17 protein-coding genes and 2 pseudogenes are annotated in these 17,671 nt (G+C 44.3%); 8 read left to right on the forward strand and 11 right to left on the reverse strand.

Annotated elements, in window-relative coordinates; genetic code table 11:
• Positions 1-14: 14 nt before the first annotated feature.
• The 7 genes from ACRRSW_RS14890 to ACRRSW_RS14920 all read right to left on the reverse strand — a co-directional run bounded on the left by ACRRSW_RS14890 (position 15) and on the right by ACRRSW_RS14920 (position 7,089).
• On the reverse strand, positions 15-449 hold the full coding sequence (locus ACRRSW_RS14890; RefSeq protein WP_439033328.1) for a YcbK family protein: 435 nt from the start codon (positions 447-449) through the stop codon (positions 15-17).
• Positions 450-746: 297 nt separating this feature from the next.
• Entirely contained in the window at positions 747-2,471 is a 1,725-nt protein-coding gene (locus ACRRSW_RS14895; protein ID WP_432459732.1) for a L,D-transpeptidase family protein, read from the reverse strand.
• 109 nt (positions 2,472-2,580) lie between these two features.
• Positions 2,581-3,120, reverse strand: coding sequence for a DUF924 family protein (locus ACRRSW_RS14900; protein ID WP_432459733.1), 540 nt, complete (start codon positions 3,118-3,120; stop codon positions 2,581-2,583).
• Between the two features lie 108 nt (positions 3,121-3,228).
• Positions 3,229-3,681: a hypothetical protein gene (locus ACRRSW_RS14905; protein WP_432459734.1), complete on the reverse strand. Its 453-nt coding sequence runs from the start codon at positions 3,679-3,681 to the stop codon at positions 3,229-3,231.
• Positions 3,678-4,304, reverse strand: coding sequence for a helix-turn-helix transcriptional regulator (locus ACRRSW_RS14910; RefSeq protein WP_432452444.1), 627 nt, complete (start codon positions 4,302-4,304; stop codon positions 3,678-3,680). The genes ACRRSW_RS14905 and ACRRSW_RS14910 overlap by 4 nt, the downstream gene beginning before the upstream one ends.
• Positions 4,305-4,822: 518 nt before the next feature.
• Positions 4,823-5,812 carry a transposase gene (locus ACRRSW_RS14915; protein WP_432459735.1) on the reverse strand — a complete coding sequence of 330 codons (990 nt, stop codon included), beginning with the start codon at positions 5,810-5,812 and terminating at the stop codon, positions 4,823-4,825.
• 296 nt (positions 5,813-6,108) lie between these two features.
• Positions 6,109-7,089 (reverse strand): DMT family transporter, encoded by a 981-nt coding sequence (locus tag ACRRSW_RS14920; RefSeq protein WP_432459736.1) that lies wholly within the window; start codon positions 7,087-7,089, stop codon positions 6,109-6,111.
• Positions 7,090-7,354: 265 nt separating this feature from the next.
• Here ACRRSW_RS14920 and ACRRSW_RS14925 point away from each other — a divergent pair, with 265 nt between their 5' ends.
• The 7 genes from ACRRSW_RS14925 to ACRRSW_RS14955 all read left to right on the forward strand — a co-directional run bounded on the left by ACRRSW_RS14925 (position 7,355) and on the right by ACRRSW_RS14955 (position 14,361).
• A complete protein-coding gene (locus ACRRSW_RS14925; protein ID WP_432459737.1) occupies positions 7,355-8,248 on the forward strand; it encodes a LysR family transcriptional regulator in 894 nt (297 codons plus the stop codon).
• 225 nt (positions 8,249-8,473) lie between these two features.
• On the forward strand, positions 8,474-9,451 hold the full coding sequence (locus tag ACRRSW_RS14930) for a LysR family transcriptional regulator (protein WP_432459738.1): 978 nt from the start codon (positions 8,474-8,476) through the stop codon (positions 9,449-9,451).
• Positions 9,452-9,722: 271 nt separating this feature from the next.
• Positions 9,723-10,577 (forward strand): ABC transporter substrate-binding protein, encoded by an 855-nt coding sequence (locus ACRRSW_RS14935; RefSeq protein ID WP_432452439.1) that lies wholly within the window; start codon positions 9,723-9,725, stop codon positions 10,575-10,577.
• Between the two features lie 73 nt (positions 10,578-10,650).
• Positions 10,651-11,571, forward strand: a complete 921-nt coding sequence (locus ACRRSW_RS14940) for an amino acid ABC transporter permease (RefSeq protein WP_432452438.1) — start codon at positions 10,651-10,653, stop codon at positions 11,569-11,571.
• A gap of 47 nt (positions 11,572-11,618) precedes the next feature.
• Positions 11,619-12,371, forward strand: coding sequence for an amino acid ABC transporter ATP-binding protein (locus tag ACRRSW_RS14945; RefSeq protein ID WP_432456163.1), 753 nt, complete (start codon positions 11,619-11,621; stop codon positions 12,369-12,371).
• Positions 12,372-12,406: 35 nt separating this feature from the next.
• A complete protein-coding gene (locus tag ACRRSW_RS14950; protein WP_432452437.1) occupies positions 12,407-13,642 on the forward strand; it encodes a MalY/PatB family protein in 1,236 nt (411 codons plus the stop codon).
• Positions 13,643-13,884: 242 nt separating this feature from the next.
• Positions 13,885-14,361, forward strand: coding sequence for a hypothetical protein (locus ACRRSW_RS14955; RefSeq protein ID WP_432452436.1), 477 nt, complete (start codon positions 13,885-13,887; stop codon positions 14,359-14,361).
• A 30-nt stretch (positions 14,362-14,391) separates the two neighbouring features.
• Here the strand turns inward: ACRRSW_RS14955 and ACRRSW_RS14960 are convergent.
• Positions 14,392-14,826, reverse strand: a pseudogene (locus ACRRSW_RS14960) (ISAs1 family transposase); the annotation flags it as partial.
• Between the two features lie 106 nt (positions 14,827-14,932).
• On the opposite strand from ACRRSW_RS14960, the pseudogene ACRRSW_RS14965 reads away from it, so the two are divergent.
• A pseudogene (locus ACRRSW_RS14965) lies at positions 14,933-15,235 on the forward strand (IS4 family transposase); the annotation flags it as partial.
• Between the two features lie 267 nt (positions 15,236-15,502).
• On the opposite strand, the gene ACRRSW_RS14970 reads toward ACRRSW_RS14965, so the two are convergent.
• The 3 genes from ACRRSW_RS14970 to ACRRSW_RS14980 all read right to left on the reverse strand — a co-directional run bounded on the left by ACRRSW_RS14970 (position 15,503) and on the right by ACRRSW_RS14980 (position 17,325).
• Positions 15,503-15,892: a TIR domain-containing protein gene (locus ACRRSW_RS14970; RefSeq protein ID WP_432452435.1), complete on the reverse strand. Its 390-nt coding sequence runs from the start codon at positions 15,890-15,892 to the stop codon at positions 15,503-15,505.
• Positions 15,893-15,964: 72 nt separating this feature from the next.
• Positions 15,965-16,849: a DUF4231 domain-containing protein gene (locus ACRRSW_RS14975; RefSeq protein WP_432459739.1), complete on the reverse strand. Its 885-nt coding sequence runs from the start codon at positions 16,847-16,849 to the stop codon at positions 15,965-15,967.
• A gap of 2 nt (positions 16,850-16,851) precedes the next feature.
• On the reverse strand, positions 16,852-17,325 hold the full coding sequence (locus tag ACRRSW_RS14980) for a TIR domain-containing protein (protein WP_432452434.1): 474 nt from the start codon (positions 17,323-17,325) through the stop codon (positions 16,852-16,854).
• Positions 17,326-17,671 lie beyond the last annotated feature (346 nt).

The raw sequence follows: 17,671 nt of genomic DNA on the forward strand, positions 1-17,671 counted from the left end.
GCGCTCATCGCAAATTAAGAACCTCGCCAATGACGGACTCGACCAGTATCGATATGCACAAAACCACTATTTGGATAATAGCCAACCCCACCTAAACCCAACTCTAAAGCGGCGCTGTGAACCTTATGCAGTGCGACATTTTTGACTCTCACATCAACAGCTTGTCCGGTCATATGAAAACTCTTTTTAGCTACGCCTGTGGTGCTATTGCGTAACATTTCATTGGTAGCAGGAGAGCGATAGCCAGAAATGATTTCAAATAAGACTTCCCCACCCAAACGTTCTTGTAACAAGGCCATCTGCATGTATAAAGATTTATCCATATTGATAATTTCGTTGCGCCTAAAATCACGCAACAAATTATCTAAACGTTTAACTTGTTTCTCTTGAAATTGACCATCTTTCCAGAAACAGACTTCACAACTTTCATTGGTGTGTAAGTTGTTCATATTTAAAACGCGTGTTCCCGGAAGTTCTCTGGCAATACTAGAACTTGCATAGCTTTTTGGTATCCCAAGACCGATAAATCCAGCGCCCAACCCCAATAACAATGACCGCCTATTTAACTTTCGGTCTAACATTTACACTTACCTCAAACGGATTAAAAAAACATCAATTTGGTGTAAAATACCGAAAAGCACCACAAAAAGCAAACAAATCACTACAGTGAGTGATTTTTTAGTGAGCTAAAGTTTAAGTAAAGGTAAGCTAACAAGCTGTTTAAAAAGATGTTTTCAGCTCTGTTATCAGCCAATCTTCGGGTCGAAATTATAAATATCTTTGCGGTAATTCAAGCTACCGGAGCTATCAAACCAAGAAGTAAAATACACTAAATAAACCGGAACACGTTTTCGTAAAGGTAACCATTTAGGCTCACCTTTTGCCATGAGTGACTGCTTGTAACGTTGGCTATAACCATCTTGCTTGAGTAGTTGTTCTGCCAATGATTCAGCAGCTTCAACCCGAACACAGCCAGAACTAAACGCTCGTTGTGACTCAGAAAACAGCTCAGGGGAAGACGTATCATGCAAATAAACCGCAAATTGGTTGGCAAAGTAAAATTTATAGTTACCTAACGCATTTGCTGAGCCTGGCCGCTGACGCATTCGATAGGGAAATCTTCCGGTATCCTTAACCAGAGTCCAATCCACTTGCTCCGGTTCAACCGCCTGACCTTGATAATCAAATAGTTCAAAGCCCAAGCGTTGCACATAGCTGGGATCGAGGCGAAGCTTGGGAATAATATCTCTACGGACAATGGTTCTAGGCACATTCCAATAGGGGTTAATCACCACACTACTGATTTCACTCACTAATAATGGTGTCGCACGAGACGCTCTACCCACCACAACTTTAGAACGAAACAATTCGATATCTTGGTCGATATAGCTCATTTGATAGGCAGGCACATTTACCACGATCCGTTGTTGATTTGGAGGCATCACCAGAAAACGATCTAAAAGCTGCTGCCTGAGTAAGTTTTTGGCAAGCATTTTTGAGCGCTCTAGCGGTTGAAAATTCAACCAATACAATGTGTCTTTACCCACAATACCGTCAGCTTTCAAGCCATGTTGCTGCTGAAAACGTTGCAAAGCATTGTAAGTTTCACTTTCGAATAATGGCAAATTCTGCTCAAGCAGTTGATGATTAGAGTCAAATTCAATTAAACGCTCCCGGATCAAAGGAACCCGCGGATCGGAATCTCCTAAACGAATTAAAGGACCATTTGCAATACGGGTGTTTTCGGTACGCTGTTGAGCCACATTAAGCCAATACAACATTTGTTGGCGATAACGCAGCCGCTCAATGTCTAGTTCACCCCGTAAAGTCATGACTTGCTGATAAACTTGCTGCTGATTAAGATTTGCTATCCAGGCTTGATCGATAAACAATTGTAACGGCAATTCTGCGATATGATTCAAAGCCATACTTTGCGAATAATCCAAAGCCATCAACTGCTGATAACAGGCAATTACACCGAGAAATGCATCGGTGTATAAAGACTCCCATTGAGCATCACTACTATCGATAATGTTTAGCTGAACCAGCCATCGGCTTATTTGTTCTGGTGCACCCGCCAGGCTGAGTTCAAACAGCAACCATTGTAGTTGGTCTCGCGCCTTACGCGCTTGGGCATAACCATACCAAAGCGCCTGAGGATGATAAGCATAGATACGCTGTTGCAGCTGAGGATAGCGTAATTGATAATTATCAGCACGATTGGCTAACCATCTCTGCGATGCCCCACCAGCCTGAGGCCAATCTAAACGGCTGAGTAAACGTTGGCTTACCGGATCGTCGTCAACCTTAGTGGCAATCACTGCCGCCCCGCCTTTTAATTCAACCATCCCCGCTTGTTCAAGTGTATTTGACTGTACTACAGCTTGTTCTTCTGGCGCTAATAGGCTCACCGCGGCATATAAATGTAGGCTAAATAAATAGACTCCCAGTCCAATGACTACGCTTTTCACCCAACACTCCTGAATGAGATGATATTAATTAAGCATAGCGTGTAAGCCAGTCGCTATGCTTAAAAAATGCTATGCATTTCGCAAGCAGAAGCTTAAGTGCTTGAGAATCCTAAAAAGATGAATTAGGCCCTGCTAAAAATGCTAATTCAGCTGCGCTCGACTGCCGCCCCAAAATTTGATTACGATGGGGGTAGCGTCCAAATTTCTCGAGAATGGTTTTATGCTTTAATTCAAATTGGTACTGTTGCTCCAAACCGGGTTGATGAAACAACTGTTCCGCCTGTTGGTGGATCACTAAAGATTCGCTATGCATATAGGGCATATATAAAAATGCACGCATCGTTGGTGTTAGCCGCTGATCAAATTGCTTCGCCACCGCATTTTGCGCCAAGGCTAATGCCAACGGATCGCAAGCAAAAGCTTGGGCAGAACCTCGGTGAATATGACGAGAGAATTGGTCTAATACAATGACTTCCGCAAGACTCCCCTTAGCACTATCACGCCAAGCCCATAGCTCCGCAAAACTAGCGCTTTGCAGTAGCCCACTATAACTTTCCGTTATTTGCAGATCAACGCTCGCTTCAATCACAAATCGCTGCTCTGCCTGTAAGTGTTCAAACCAAAACTCAAGGATCGCTTGATATTCCATCTAATCCTCTCTAGCTTAAAAAGCTGGCTTTGTCGGGTTTACCCGCTCATTTTAAAGATTGAGAAAAGTATCCAAGCACTCAAACGCAGAGCTCAATCATCAGTGAGCCTAGCAGCCACAATCCCCTTGCACCAACCATTGACATTGCTGGTAATTGTCAGCCATGGCAAGTTGGCTCAAATAACCCAGAACATCACAACCCGCTTCACCCCAAGTACAACCGCGACGAAGCTCGCTATAAAGCTTAATTGAGGTTGCCTGATAGCGAAATTTTTGTTCGCTAACCCAACCCGGCTGAGTGTATAAAGGTCGGGCTTTAGCCCCCCACAACTCAACCAGCTGTCCTTCACGCATCATCCTTGGCTGTAGCCCATCCAATTGGGTTTGCAGCACAATCTTCGGTGGCAGTGGTGGTTTGGCAGGGAAGTAATAACTGCAACCGCAGCCCCGCTGCACTTGCGCTGGCGGAATTGCTTGTAATTCACAAGCTTGAGATAAAAAACTCACAATATATAGAGTGGCTCCAAGGGTGACCTTGGGTAGCTGCAGTGTAAAGGTCATTGTTCGCCTTCTATAGGGCTTAAGCGATAAGCACAACGACGAGCCCCCTCAACGATGTGCTCAATCCGCTCGACTTGGCAATTGCTGAACAACTTTGCCAGTAACGCTAACTCAGACTGGCACAAACCTTGGTTTTCACTAGCGGCAACACAAATAGGGCAATGATCTTCAATAAACAAGTAGTGCTCTCCCTCACGTTGCCAATTTGCCATATAACCCTCAGCGCCCCGCTTTTGACTCAAAGCTTCTAGCTTGTCTTCTAAACTGCGCTCACCTGCTAACAAAGTTTGGTAAATATTAAAGCTTTGCTGCTCGCGATGAGCCAGCAACTGTTCAATCGCCTGTTCACCAAATACTTGTTGTACCGCACCGAGCAGTTGCACGCTCAAGTCACTATGGCAATCGGGAAAACGACCATGTCCCCCCTCAGTCAATTGCCAATACCGAGTCGGCCGACCTACTTTCACTTTCTTATCAAAATGCTCGATCAAACCTTCTTTTTCTAGTGCTTGTAAATGCTGGCGCACCCCCATGGTTGTAATGTCTAGGTACTCAGCCAGCATTTTAACCGTTTGCACACCTCGACTTTTGATTCGATACAAGATGCTATCTGTGGTTTTCATAATGGGTCTCTGGCTATAACATCAACTGATTATTGTCATTCACCTAGAGTTTGTAAAGTTAAGGCTTTATAAAGCTCGAAAACAATCGAAATGCTTAAGCCTCCTAAAACGAGACTCTTCCAAAACAAGACAGCCATTTTAATAATCATACAAGATGCTATCTGTGGTTTTCATAATGGGTCTCTGGCTATAACATCAACTGATTATTGTCATTCGCCTAGAGTTTGTAAAGTTAAGGCTTTATAAAGCTCGAAAACAATCGAAATGCTTAAGCCTCCTAAAACGAGACTCTTCCAAAATAAGACAGCCATTTTAAAATCCACTCTTAAAGTCACTTTAACCGCCACCATTAAGCAATAAACATCACATTTCATCCATGTAAAGGCAGCTTGATGTTGAAAAGTTCAGTATTAATAAAGAGGGGGATAATAAAAACTGGCAATCAGCGAGACGGAAGACACAGCTAGCCTAGATAACCTGAATCACTCGCGAGTCAATGAAATTGAACCTGTAAGTTCTTAACCTAGATCCAGCCAGCGCTTGGCAGCTGCCATGCCTTTAATTCGTTGTTGATTGTGCTCACGCTTGTAGCGCTCTAGTGAATGCCCAGCCCCAACCACGCTGGCAAAGTGATGCTCTAAACCCGTGCTTAAGGCTAACCAGCTTTCCTCATCGATTTGTAAGCGCTGTAAAATGGGCGCTTGTGCATCATCGATATAACCGCGTTTATCTTCTCTGATAACTCGACCGGTAAGTTCCACCAGTTGCAGGTAGTCTTGTAACGCGAAAGGCAAGCCTTTAGGCATGGTTTCTCTGGGGTTACCGACAAAGGGCATTAGCGGCTTGGGTTGCTGACCTTGTTTGGCTTGCTGAATGCGCTGTTTGATACTGGTGTGGTCCGAGGTTTCAGGCGTGCTCGCTATATTTGAGCGAACCGGGTTTAAATCCACATAGGCCATGCAAGCTGCGAGGGCTGCTTCATCTAAAAGCGCTTGAGATTTAAAACGCCCCTCCCAAAAACGCCCGGTACATTGGTCTTCTTTATTGGCAGCTCGAGCAATATGTTCATTTAAATGGCGCATAAACCAGCTTAAATCAAAGAGGCGAGTCCGATACACTTCGGCGGTGGCGTGAATGGCCTGTAGTTGCACCTCACTTAACTTTGGACGTAACTCAGAATTGAGGTACATCTGAGTCAGTAAGGTGCCCTGATGCAGAATATGCCAGCGTTCTAAGACTTCATCCATGGACCAGGCTTCGGCTTTAGCCTTATCAATGTGCAATACCACATGGGTATGATTACTCATAACTGCATAAGCACAGACATCAATGGCAAAAACCGCAGTAAGTTGCAGCAAATAATCTTCCACCCACTGGCGGCGGTGCTCATAGCTTTTACCTGTGTGTTGGTCTTTACCGCACAAAAAAGCCCGCCGAACACAGCGGGAAACACAGTGATAATAAGGTGTATCCGATAAGCTCACTTGCGACTGTCTTGACCGAGGCATGGCAATAACTCCAAAAAACACTATTGATAGTTTAGACTATTACTGGCATTTGGCTAGTTGGGGTGGATGTCTAATTATTTCCATTTTCCATTTTGCTATTTGCTATTTGCTATTTGCAAAGAGTTAAAGTGGGTGTCTCAATAATTTGTCCAAAAACCACTATTGATAGTTTAGATTATTACTGGCATTTGGCTAGTTGGGGTAGATGTCTAATTATTTCCACACAAAAAACTCCATAGTACTCTGATACTTGCCACTAAATATCTACTTGATAGGGCCGCCTGCTACTCACTGAATTAGGATGGCTGTTTACTAATCTCGCTGTTATTGCGAACCGAGAGCCTCGTATTTTTAGGTGTCACGCGATACCGAAGATAGAGATTATTAAGAATCAGTGCCGCTCCTGTGATACTGGCCCCAGCGATTTCAGGAAAGCCAGGGTTTATTCCCATCATCGCTGAGATAGAGAAAGCGGTAATAGGCACAATATCCATAAATAAAACACCATTAAGTGGCGTCAGAATCTTGTTACCAATATTCCAACATAGGATCCCGATGAAACTAGCCACAATAGCGGTATAAAAAACATGGGGAATCACATAAACAAAGGCACTAGTCGTCGGCACAGCAACCACACCGCTGGCATATAATATTCCATTTATCACCAATACGCTGGTCATCCCCAAACAAGTTGTCAATGCGGTATATTTAAGCGGTGACCAGCGAGGAAAAAACGAGGCCCCTACGGTATATATAACCCAACACAGTGCACCAAAAATAATGAAAGCATTGGCTTTATAGCTGGTGGGAGAATCAAACAAACTAGCGTAATGGCCTTTTGTAATCACGGTCATTACGCCAAAAAATGACATCATAATCAGCCCTATAGAAATCGTCGGAGGCACTACTTTTCGTAAGACACCATTCACCAAAATGCCCAACATTGGCATCGTTGCCATCATGATAGAGGTTGTTAATGCGCCAGTTTCTCCCGCCATTTTCTGACCTAAAAACACAAAAAAACCAAACCCCACAAAAGCGGCAGAGCCGAGTAACCAAGCCAACCCAATGCGCTCCCCTTTCAGATTCAGTCCCTGCTCACCTTCTCGTAGCCATAGTGCGATGGCTAACGCGATACCAGCAAAGCCATAGCGTAGCGTGGTAAATGTATAAGGATCAATGTGTATCAGTGCGCTGGTCATGATTGGAAATGTGGCTCCCCAAGAAAAGGTCGCGATAAGACAGCAGATTACGCCCATCGAATATGAATTTTTCATTTTATATCTCATTTCTCGCTTCAGGCATGTTCAGATGACTCACACCCAGTTGTTGATGAAGAATCGTGCAGAAACAATATTTCTACGTGATCGTTTGTTTAGCCAATACAACAACCATCTGTTGACTATCTGTGGTTTTGATCTGGACTAGCAATGAGTCACTCAGAAGCCACCCAATGGGTGATGAAAATTTATTATATTTAACTCCAAACTCATGATAAATACGTGTTAAGTTGATTGATTTAAAACCTGTAGGTTCTTAATCATGAGTGTACTTTCTGGGATGAAAATGTTTGTCAAAGTGGTGGAATGCGGAAATTTCACCGCCGCAGCTGCGGCTAGTAACGTGTCGCCAACCATGGTAGCCAAGCAGATCAGATTAGTGGAAGAACGGATCGGGGCTCGGTTATTACACCGAACCACTCGACGACAACATCTCACTGAAGTCGGTCAACTCTATTTTGAACGTTGCCTTCGAGTATTGTCTGAAGTTGAATATGCTGAGAATAGCGCAATAGAATTACAGTCGGCACCAAAAGGCCTAGTACGAATGGTTGCCCCGGTCAGTTTTGGTAGTCAATGTTTAGTGCCAGAGCTGAGCCTTTATATGGAACAAAATCCAGATGTGGACGTGATGCTAAATCTGGATAATCGAATTTCAAACCTTAGTAATGACAATTACGAATTAGGCATTCAGATTGGCAAGATATGTGAACCCGGTGTGGTTGCACGCCCCTTACGCGCATATCGCAGGATACTGGCCGCGTCTCCAGCTTATATCCGTCAGCATGGTATGCCCGAGCATCCAAATCAGCTCAGTCATCACAGCTGTCTGGGCCTATCATACTGGCAACGTCAGGATCGCTGGGACTTAATAGGACCTAAAGATGAAACCTTTCAGGTGTATATTCATGGACGCTTTATGTCCAATCAGGGGGATGCTCTCAGAATGGCCGCGATCAATAACTGTGGTGTCGTGATGCAACCCGATTATGTTTTAATAAATGACATTGCTCAAGGCCATCTAGTCCAAGTATTGCCAGACTGGTCCTATAAGCCAACACCCTTGTACCTTACCTATCACCAAGATACTCGTCCGTCCGCTAAGTTGCGTAGTTTGATCGACTTTTTAGTCGAACGTCTGGGGAGCAAGCAATAAGAACATCCCAACCTTTTCTACCAAGTAAGCACTAGTTGGGATAGGTGGCCTTTTATGTCGCTTTAGATAACGACTATTGTTTTACTCGCTGGAGGGTTTTGAGGTGTCTTATGAAGTACCAACTATCCGGTGTTTTTGATAAAAGGCTTGCTTCACCTTGTAATATGCATAAATATAATCAGTATGACATCTTAAATAGAAATAGTGCATATTAGGTCACAAGTAATGACAGAATTTCCTCCAAGTGCCAGAAGTGAAGACGCTTTGAAGCAAATCGATCTCAATCTGCTCAGGGTCTTTGATGTCCTTATGCAAGAACGTAGCGTGACACTAGCGGCTGCCCGTCTAAATCGAACCCAACCGGCCATAAGCCACTCTCTGGCAAGGCTACGGCTATTATTAGACGATGAATTGTTCTCTCGAGAGTCTCGAGCCTTGTTACCAACACCGCGAGCAATGGAACTTTGGCCCGCAATTTCCCAAGCGATCTCGCAAATCCGCGCAGCGATAGACCAGCATTTACAATTTAACCCAAGCAAAACACAGCGGAACTTCCGGATTGGCGTGAACGACTATACTGCCGTTACTTTCCTACCGGGCTTAATTGAGGCCTTTTCAATCGAAGCACCAAATGCAAGCCTAAACGCGATACATGAACGGGAAAATGACGCAGCATCTTCGTTAAGAAATAAGCAAGTCGACGGTATTATCATTGGCAACTCAACGATGAAAGATGGCATGTTTAGAGTGGTCGAATTGGCTCGCGATAAAATGGTCTGCGCCGGCTGGGCTGGCAATGAAAAGCTCGACCACCTGAATCTGGAAGGCTATCTTTCTGCTCAGCACTTACAAATATCGGCAGACGGAATCTCGCCAGGATTAGCCGATAATGCATTAAAAAATATGGGCAAGTCTCGAAATATCGTGGCAACTGTGCCGCATTACCTCGTCGCACCTTGGGTCATCAAGGGCTCAGACTTACTCACCACCTTTGGCGACGGCATCTTGCCTGTATTATCGCAGGAAAGCGAAATCCGCATCCTGCCCCCGCCGATTTCGTTACCCGACGTCACCCTGTCGCTTATCTATGAGCATGAGATGGAAAACGACCTTGGACATATTTGGTTCCGAAGCCTGCTGCGCTCCGTTGTAGAGAAGCAACGTGAAGGTAAGCAAGCCGCTTATCGTCGCTTTAAACTTTAGCCATTACATAACTCGTCAACCGAAGGGAAATACTTAAAGGTTCACCGTAATTAGTCTTGCTTGAACCATCGTCTTTACGCGACTTCAATAGGATTTCCATCCTCCGCTTACTTTTGCAAATATTGGATAAAAATCAGTCACAAAAATTCCCGTTATGTGATCAACTGCAAGCTTTATATGCATGGTTTGCATGAATGTCATTAAAATTATTTATTTGATTTATGTATTCGCTTGCTTGATAGTCAAATGAATCCAACGGAAGGAAACCCAAATGATCTTACTTAAACCTATCAGCCCCCTGCTCAGCGCCATTTTCATGGTCGCCATAACAAGTCAAGTCAGCGCTCAAGAAATTACCGTAATCAAAGACGTGAAACAGACTGGCAAATTCACCATCGCAAATACCCTGTCTTATGCTCCTTTTGAATATATCGACGAAAACGGTAAGGCCGCCGGCTTCGACATCGAGCTTGCGACCGCCGCGGCCAAGTTGATGGAAGCCAAACTGGAAATTCAAACCATGCCTTTTTCCAACCAAATCCCAGCTTTAGTTGCGGGAAGGAACAAGGTAGCTTGGGCAACCTTCACCGTCACCGAAGAACGTTTAAAGCAGGTAGACTTTGTCTCATTCCTGCAATCTGGGGTCGTCGTGGTCACCACACCTAACAAAGCCGCCGCATTTAAAATGGACAACGCCCTTTGCGGCAAAACGATTGCGCTGCAAACTGGCTCCGCTGCCGATTTTGTAGCAGACAAAGTTTCCGAAAGCTGTACCGCAGCCGGTTTAGAAATTGTCAATAAGGCGCTCTATCCCGAACAAAAGGACACCATCCAAGCGGTCATCTCTGGTCGCGTAGACGCCAGGCTCGACGACTCGACGGCTGCCGGGTATTTTGAAAAAACCACCAACGGCAAACAAGTCGTGGTTGGAGACGCGATGCTGCCCTCGCCTCTGGGCGTTGCGATCCGCAAGGGCGATACCGAGACCGCCAATATGATGAAAGCTATTTTTGATAAGCTTATCGCTGACGGCACCTATGCCAATATCCTTCGTCGCTACAGTCTCACCACCTCTGCCGTCAACACTTCAGTGATCTACACCAATGCCTCTCAACTCGCCGATTAAGGTGATTCACAAGCACCCCGTCATCCTCATATGACGGGGTTAAGTTTCATCCCCCATCAGCCAGGAAACAGCCATGTCCGCCTCCCATACACCGAAACCAAAACTTGATCCCGAAAACCTGATGGTCGTTCCGCTGCGCCATCCTGTCCGGGTGATTGCCAGCATCTTAACTGTTCTCATCGTGGCCTTTCTGATTAATGGCGCTATCTCGAATCCTGAACTTCAATGGCCAGTTGTGAGCAAATACCTGTTTCACCCAATGATTGTGAAGGGGCTGTGGATGACCATCGTCCTAACCATTGTGATTATGCTCCTTGCCACCTCAATTGGCCTGATTGCAGCTCTGATGATGATGTCCTCCAGCAAGTTGCTAACCATCCCCGCACGGATCTTTGTATGGTTCTTTCGCGGCACGCCGGCACTGGTGCAACTGGTTCTGTGGTACAACCTAGCCATTCTCGTAAAAGAATTTTCGCTTTGGCTCCCGGGGCTTGGCACCGTCTTTTCGGTGGCCACTAACGACATCATGACCCCGTTTGTCGCGGCGACGATAGCCTTGTCACTTCATGAGTCTGGCTATATGGCCGAGATCATTCGCAGCGGACTCAATTCAATAGACAAAGGGCAGACCGAAGCCGCAGCCTGTCTCGGCATGACACCAAGCCTGCTGACCCGTCGTATCATTATCCCGCAAGCCATGCGATTGATTATTCCACCGACTGGAAATGAAACGATTAACCTGCTGAAAACCACCTCACTGGTGAGCATCATCGCGGTAGGTGACCTATTCTATTCCGCTCAGGCCATCTATGCTCGGACCTTTGAAACCATTCCCTTGCTGATCGTTGTCACCTTCTGGTACCTCCTCATGGTCTCGCTCATGTCGATGGGGCAATCGTATCTAGAACGCTATTTCGGCCGTGAAGAGCGCAGCCACAGCAAGGGCTTCATAGCTCAGATCCTATCCTTACGAAGCAAGAGTAGCCAAATATGAAAGCTCCAACTAACCATAGAGAAACCTTCGGCGTACCAAGCAATACCATGGTGTACGCTGCCGGTATTCATAAATCCTACGGTAATCTTGAAGTACTAAAGGGCGTTGATATAAGCGTACCAACAGGCTCTGTTGCTTGTATTATTGGCCCGTCAGGCTCTGGTAAAAGTACACTCCTGCGCTGCATCAATCATCTGGAAGAGATAAACGCTGGCCTCATGCTGGTTGATGGGGATTTTGTCGGCTACCGCTTTGATGGCAAAAAGCTACACGAACTCCCCCCTGCGGCAATCTGCCAGCGACGCGCGGAAATCGGCATGGTATTCCAGCAATTTAACCTATTTCAACATATGACCGTGCTTGAAAACTTAATGGAAGCCCCAATACAGGTACGCCGCCAACCCATTGCCGACGCTCGGGCCCATGCCGAAGCCCTGCTCGCTCGCGTGGGCCTGGCAGAAAAGCGAGACGCTTTCCCGCGTCAGCTATCTGGCGGACAACAACAGCGTGTCGCGATTGCTCGAGCCTTGGCAATGAATCCCAAGGTACTACTTTTTGATGAGCCCACCTCGGCGCTCGACCCGGAGCTAGTGGGTGAAGTTCTAGATGTGATGAAGGATCTCGCTCGAGATGGGATCACCATGGTGGTCGTGACACACGAAATCGGTTTTGCTCGCGAAGTCGCAGACCAGTTAATTTTCATGGATGCCGGTGTCGTTGTCGAAAGCGGACAACCACGAGAAATGATTGACAAACCACAATCACCTCGCACCCGTGAATTTCTCGCTAGAGTACTCTAATCCGCATTTCCCTAAAGGTTTACTATAGGCTTAATATGACAAGCAAATTATCTAAAAATGATTTTCAGACCTCGGTGGACGACCCCTACGGTTTTGATACCCCGATAGACCGAACCTATCTCAGCACCAAAAAATGGGAGGCCGAGATAGCCAGAACCAACAATCCGGATCTGCTTTGCTTTGGTACCGCCGAGATGGATTTCGCAGCAGCGCCTGCCATCAACCAAGCGATGCAACGAGTCGTCGAAAACAAGCATTTTGGCTACCCAAGCAAGCGCGATAGCTATTTCGATGCCGTTATCGAATATTTCGAACGCCATTTTGACTGGAGAATCGACAAGGATTGGATTTCAAGTAATGTAGGTGTCTATCCGGCGATGCAGTCATTGATCGAGGAACTCACGGAACCCGGCGACGAAATTCTGTACCAAACGCCAGTTCATCATGTTTTTGAAGAGCTGATCACCGCTAGCGGCCGCGTCGCCGTGCCGAACCAATTGCTAAAACGCAATGGGCATTACGAAATGAATTTCGAAGATCTTGCTCGCTGCGTCACACCCCGTAGCAAACTTTTTCTTTTGTGCAGTCCGCATAATCCTGTCGGTCGCGTGTGGCGCCGAGAAGAACTAGAACAACTCAATAGGTTTTGTCTGGCTCATGGCTTAATCGTTGTTACAGATGAGATTTATTGCGGCCTTCTTTATAAGGGCGTGCCTTTCACCCCCTTTGCAAGCCTATCAGACGAGGCATCTCTCAATAGCGTCACTCTGGTCTCAGCAAGCAAATCATTCAATACCACCGGGCTTAAACATGCACTGATGATCGCCGAAAGCGAACACTTGCAAGCCGCCTATTCACGGGGCCTAAAACGCAGTAACCTGGGCTACGGCGGCAGTATCTTTGGAGAAGCCGCGACCGAAGCCGCCTTCCGAGACTGTGACCACTGGAGTGAGGCACTGATGCACTACATCGAGGGGAACTTTAAACGGCTCAAAAGTAAACTTGCTCAAGATCTGCCACTGGTAACCGCGACTCAACCAGAAGCCACCTACTTTGCCTGGCTGGACTTTAGCGCATTGGGACTAACAGATGCAGCGCTTCTGCGTTTTTTCGAAACCGAAGCACAAGTGAACCTGGTGACGGGAGCTTCCCTTGGCCCAGGGGGAGAAGGCCATGTTCGCTTCAACCTGGCAACCACTCGAGCCTGCCTCTCTGAGGGCTTAAATCGCATCTCTACAGCATGGCGACAGCGCCAGACCCATGATGCTTAAATAGCAATGAAACTGGATGTCCGGTTATCATCGACTGAAAACAAGACATCCGACTGAAAACAAGACATCCACTTAAACATTTCAATAAATGAGTTAGAATGGGTGTCTATGTGATTTTGTCCCACGAGTTAGAGTGGGTGTCTCAATAATTTCGTCTTTGGAAAACAAATATTCTCGTGAAGTTCCTGAACATTTAGAGTCTGTCACAACTGAATATGGTGTTTGTGGGGGAGGAGATTGTAGTGCGTTTTAAAATAATACTAGTACTTTGTGTGTTCTTAAGTTTTATTTTATATTTGTTTTTTTTTCCTGTTTCGGATGCTGGGCTAGAATTTGAAAGTGGTGAGTGGATCGCGCTTAAAAGAAAAGGTGTGATGGATGATAAAACCTACTATGCAGCGTTTAATATAAGCAAGGTTGATTTAATTAATAAAGAATTCACTTATGAGTGGATTATACCTAAGTGTGTTGATACACCAGTTGATGATTTTGATGAGCGGTGTTTTATATTGGGAAGTTCGACGGATAGTATGGTCGGTGAATCCATTTTGTCTTTTGAAGGGTTTTTCTCTGGCATTGCTTATAACGGTAAAGATTGGAAATTATTAGTCGAAACTAAGCATGACATCAGAGACTATTATGCTGTTGGTGTAAAGACCAAGGTTTGGGGAAGCTATATTGACATGAGGGGCTTTATTATAGAATCATTTTTTAACTGAAGATATAAGGCAGGGCGTCCGCATGAATGGTTAGGATTTAACCATTGACGTCAATCCAGCCACAAGAACTTGCTCCAGAAACGCGGGTTTCATCATGCATCGCTTCTGTTTCATTGGCACACTAATCTTGGTTGGCTCAGCTCTGAGCATATTAAGTGCCATGTGCCTTAATCCCGCCAAATTTTCAGCGGCGTTTTCTCGGTAAATCTGGCAAGCATCTTCCCGCATACTGACATCCAAAATCCAATGCATGGACTCAATGCCCCAATGAGCCCGTATGGCATCTCCCGCTTGCTTTGGGGTCAGCTCAGTTGAACTGATGTAGTCGCGATACTCTAACTCTGGCTCTTTGCCTTTTGCTGCGCGGTAATTTTCGACCATCACAATGCTGGTTAGGCCGCTCCAAGCGGAGAAGTCTCCAACCAAGTCACTGGCGCTCAATACATGGTAAGTACGTGCTTCAACCCCGACTGAAAACAAGACATCCACTTAAACAATTCAATAGCTGATTGGCATGGCTGTTTATGCGCTTTACTCAGTCCCACGAGTTAGAGTGGGTGTCTCAATAATTTCACCTCGTAGTCATCATCAGTTCTTATCTGAGCTAGCCAGTGTATTACCAACAGGCTGTACACCGCTCATAGTGACGGATGCGGGTTATCACAATACCTGGTTTAGAGAAGTGGCTTCTTATGGCTGGTATTGGTTGGGTAGGCTACGTGGCGAGGTCTGTTATCAGCTTAGTGACCAATGGGTACTCACCAAAACGCTTTATGCTTCAGCAAACAATAAAGCGCGCTATATAGGCGCAGTGCAAGTCGCGCGAAAGAAACCCATGCCCTGTCACTTATATGTATTTAAATCTAAGGATAAACAGTGAAAACAAGACAGCCACTTGAACATTTCAATAGCTGATGGGCATGACTGTCTATGTGATTTTGTCCCACGAGTTAGAGTGGGTGTCTCAATAATTATCTCAATAATTTCTCTCAATAATTTCTATGAAACTGGATGTCCGGTTATCATCGACTGAAAACAACGACTGAAAACAAGACATCCACTTAAACATTTCAATAAATGAGTTAGAATGGGTGTCTATGTGATTTTTCCGGCTACCCGATTATACGTTTATATCACAACACTATTTATTTAATTCTTTAGCTATATTGGAAGGTGTCCACTGCACTTCAGTATAAGGTATATTCCTTAGCTGACTTGGCACTCCACCATTAGAATTAGGAAAGCGAGAAATTACAATTTTAAGTCCATTAGATATTGCAAGAACAACTTCTCTGTTAATCCAAGGACTATTGTGGTTATTATTCCCTATAACAAAAAAGGCAGAATCACAGCCAGACATAACGCTTTTAATTTCTTTATCTATAGCTGCATCCCCATATGCTGAAACATCATTTTCAACAAAAAAGAAATTACCTCTTACTGGACCTCCATGTGATTGTGTAAAACTTTTAATACTACGACTGATTTCTCGGTCATTAAAATTGTAAGAAACAAAGATTCTATTTGCCACTTTATACTCCTTTATTTAATTGAACAAACTATAAACTAAGAACATTTAATCATTAATTTGTGGATATTAATTTTATCCATTTTTCCTCGCAGACCATTGTGTATGCTCGCGTGAAAAAGCCGATTCGCTGCTCACTACGAAATTAGATAATTCTTTATCTGAAGCAACTGATTCCGCTTCACTTTTTATTAACACTATTTCATGTGCTGCGAGTGAATATGATGAGTTTAACTCATTGTGTTTTTTAGCTTGAAGCCAAGTTAAAACAGCACTTGCTCCTGTTGCAACTACCTCGATGGGCAATGACAGTGATGGTTCTGTGATACGCCATAACAGAAGTGCTATTGCAATTGCGTGTAATACAACAGAAACAATGAACCAATGCTTAGCTCTGCGTTTATTAAAAAGAGATTTTTTTGAATACCAATCAGCTTGGTTTTTTACTCTTTCATTTTTATAAATACTCAACCGTTGTTCTAAAGATAAATTTCGGATGTTGAACATCTGAGTTGAAATGGCATTCCCATTAGTTTTTTCTGACTGTAAATGTGCTGATAAAGACCTATTTTGATCAAGAATTGCTTTCAAGTCAGATAAGAACTCTTTTCTGGTTTGCTCATCCGGTACATTTTGATCATAAGGCTCAGCTTTCATGACCCAGCGCCATGTTCTTGTTTTGACCGATTCAGCGACAGCTCTCCCGTTATACCAAGTATCTTCAGGTTTTTGGACTTTAAGCCAAATTAATATGCATAATGTAATTAGGAATAGTGAAGCAGATGCTAAAGCCCCAATTAAATCTGCCGGATAATAAAATGAAATTAAGGCTGCGATCACAAGTAAAAACAGGTAACTTTTAAGCGCAAAATAATAATTTGACTGTGCTGTTAAAGATGCTTGATCTGCCGATTGGTATAACGCAGGAAAATCATCTTCGTTTAGGTTGTTTTCAGACACTATCAATATCCTAGATTCTTATAGATATGTTCAAGGTAATGATAATTGTCATTATCATTAGGCATACTGTAATTTTCAATTGCATAAGCAACTATCTTAGGGGAGAAAGGTACAAAAATGGCACCAATATCTCGAATGATTGGTGGGCAAGTATCCCTGACCATATTACGTGAGCCATCTAAATTGACACCGATGATTGTGCAACCTTTTTCAATTGCAACTTCGGCTTCCCAGCGCACATATTTATGTCTACTTTTAGTATCGTTCCCAATAAGCATTACATATTTTCCAGCCATATGAATACGTTCACGGCATTTACTTTTTATGTACGCTTCATTTTGTGAATTTAATGCACTACTAAGTTGACAGTCAGCAAAGTTAAAATCAATATTATTATTTGCTTTCCATGCTTGCATTAGCCTGTAGTTATGAATATCTGTGCTACTAAACCCGACAAACGCTCTTGCTAACCCCATCGAATTCTCCATCAGTTAATTGATTAGTTGCCTAAAACGCATAACAGTATATTAATATGCAAATTCCCATCTTTCACGCATGCGAAGTTACCACCTATCACGCACCACAGAAATTCACATAGCCTTTAATATTTAGATTTATCAACAGCATACCAGTCAATCACCATTTTGACCATGCGTGAAAGATGGGATCCCACCAAACTGTATACTTACAGTGGAAATAAAAACAAGCAGTCACTTAAGCATTTTACTAGCGAATGGGAATGGCTGACTATGTGATTGTCACGAGACTTTATGAACAGCTAGCATTCTTTAACTCGCTTGCAAAGAACACGGAGACTTCCTT

Origin of the sequence: Agarivorans sp. QJM3NY_25, assembly GCF_050870875.2 — a bacterium.
Classification (GTDB): Bacteria; Pseudomonadota; Gammaproteobacteria; order Enterobacterales; family Celerinatantimonadaceae; genus Agarivorans.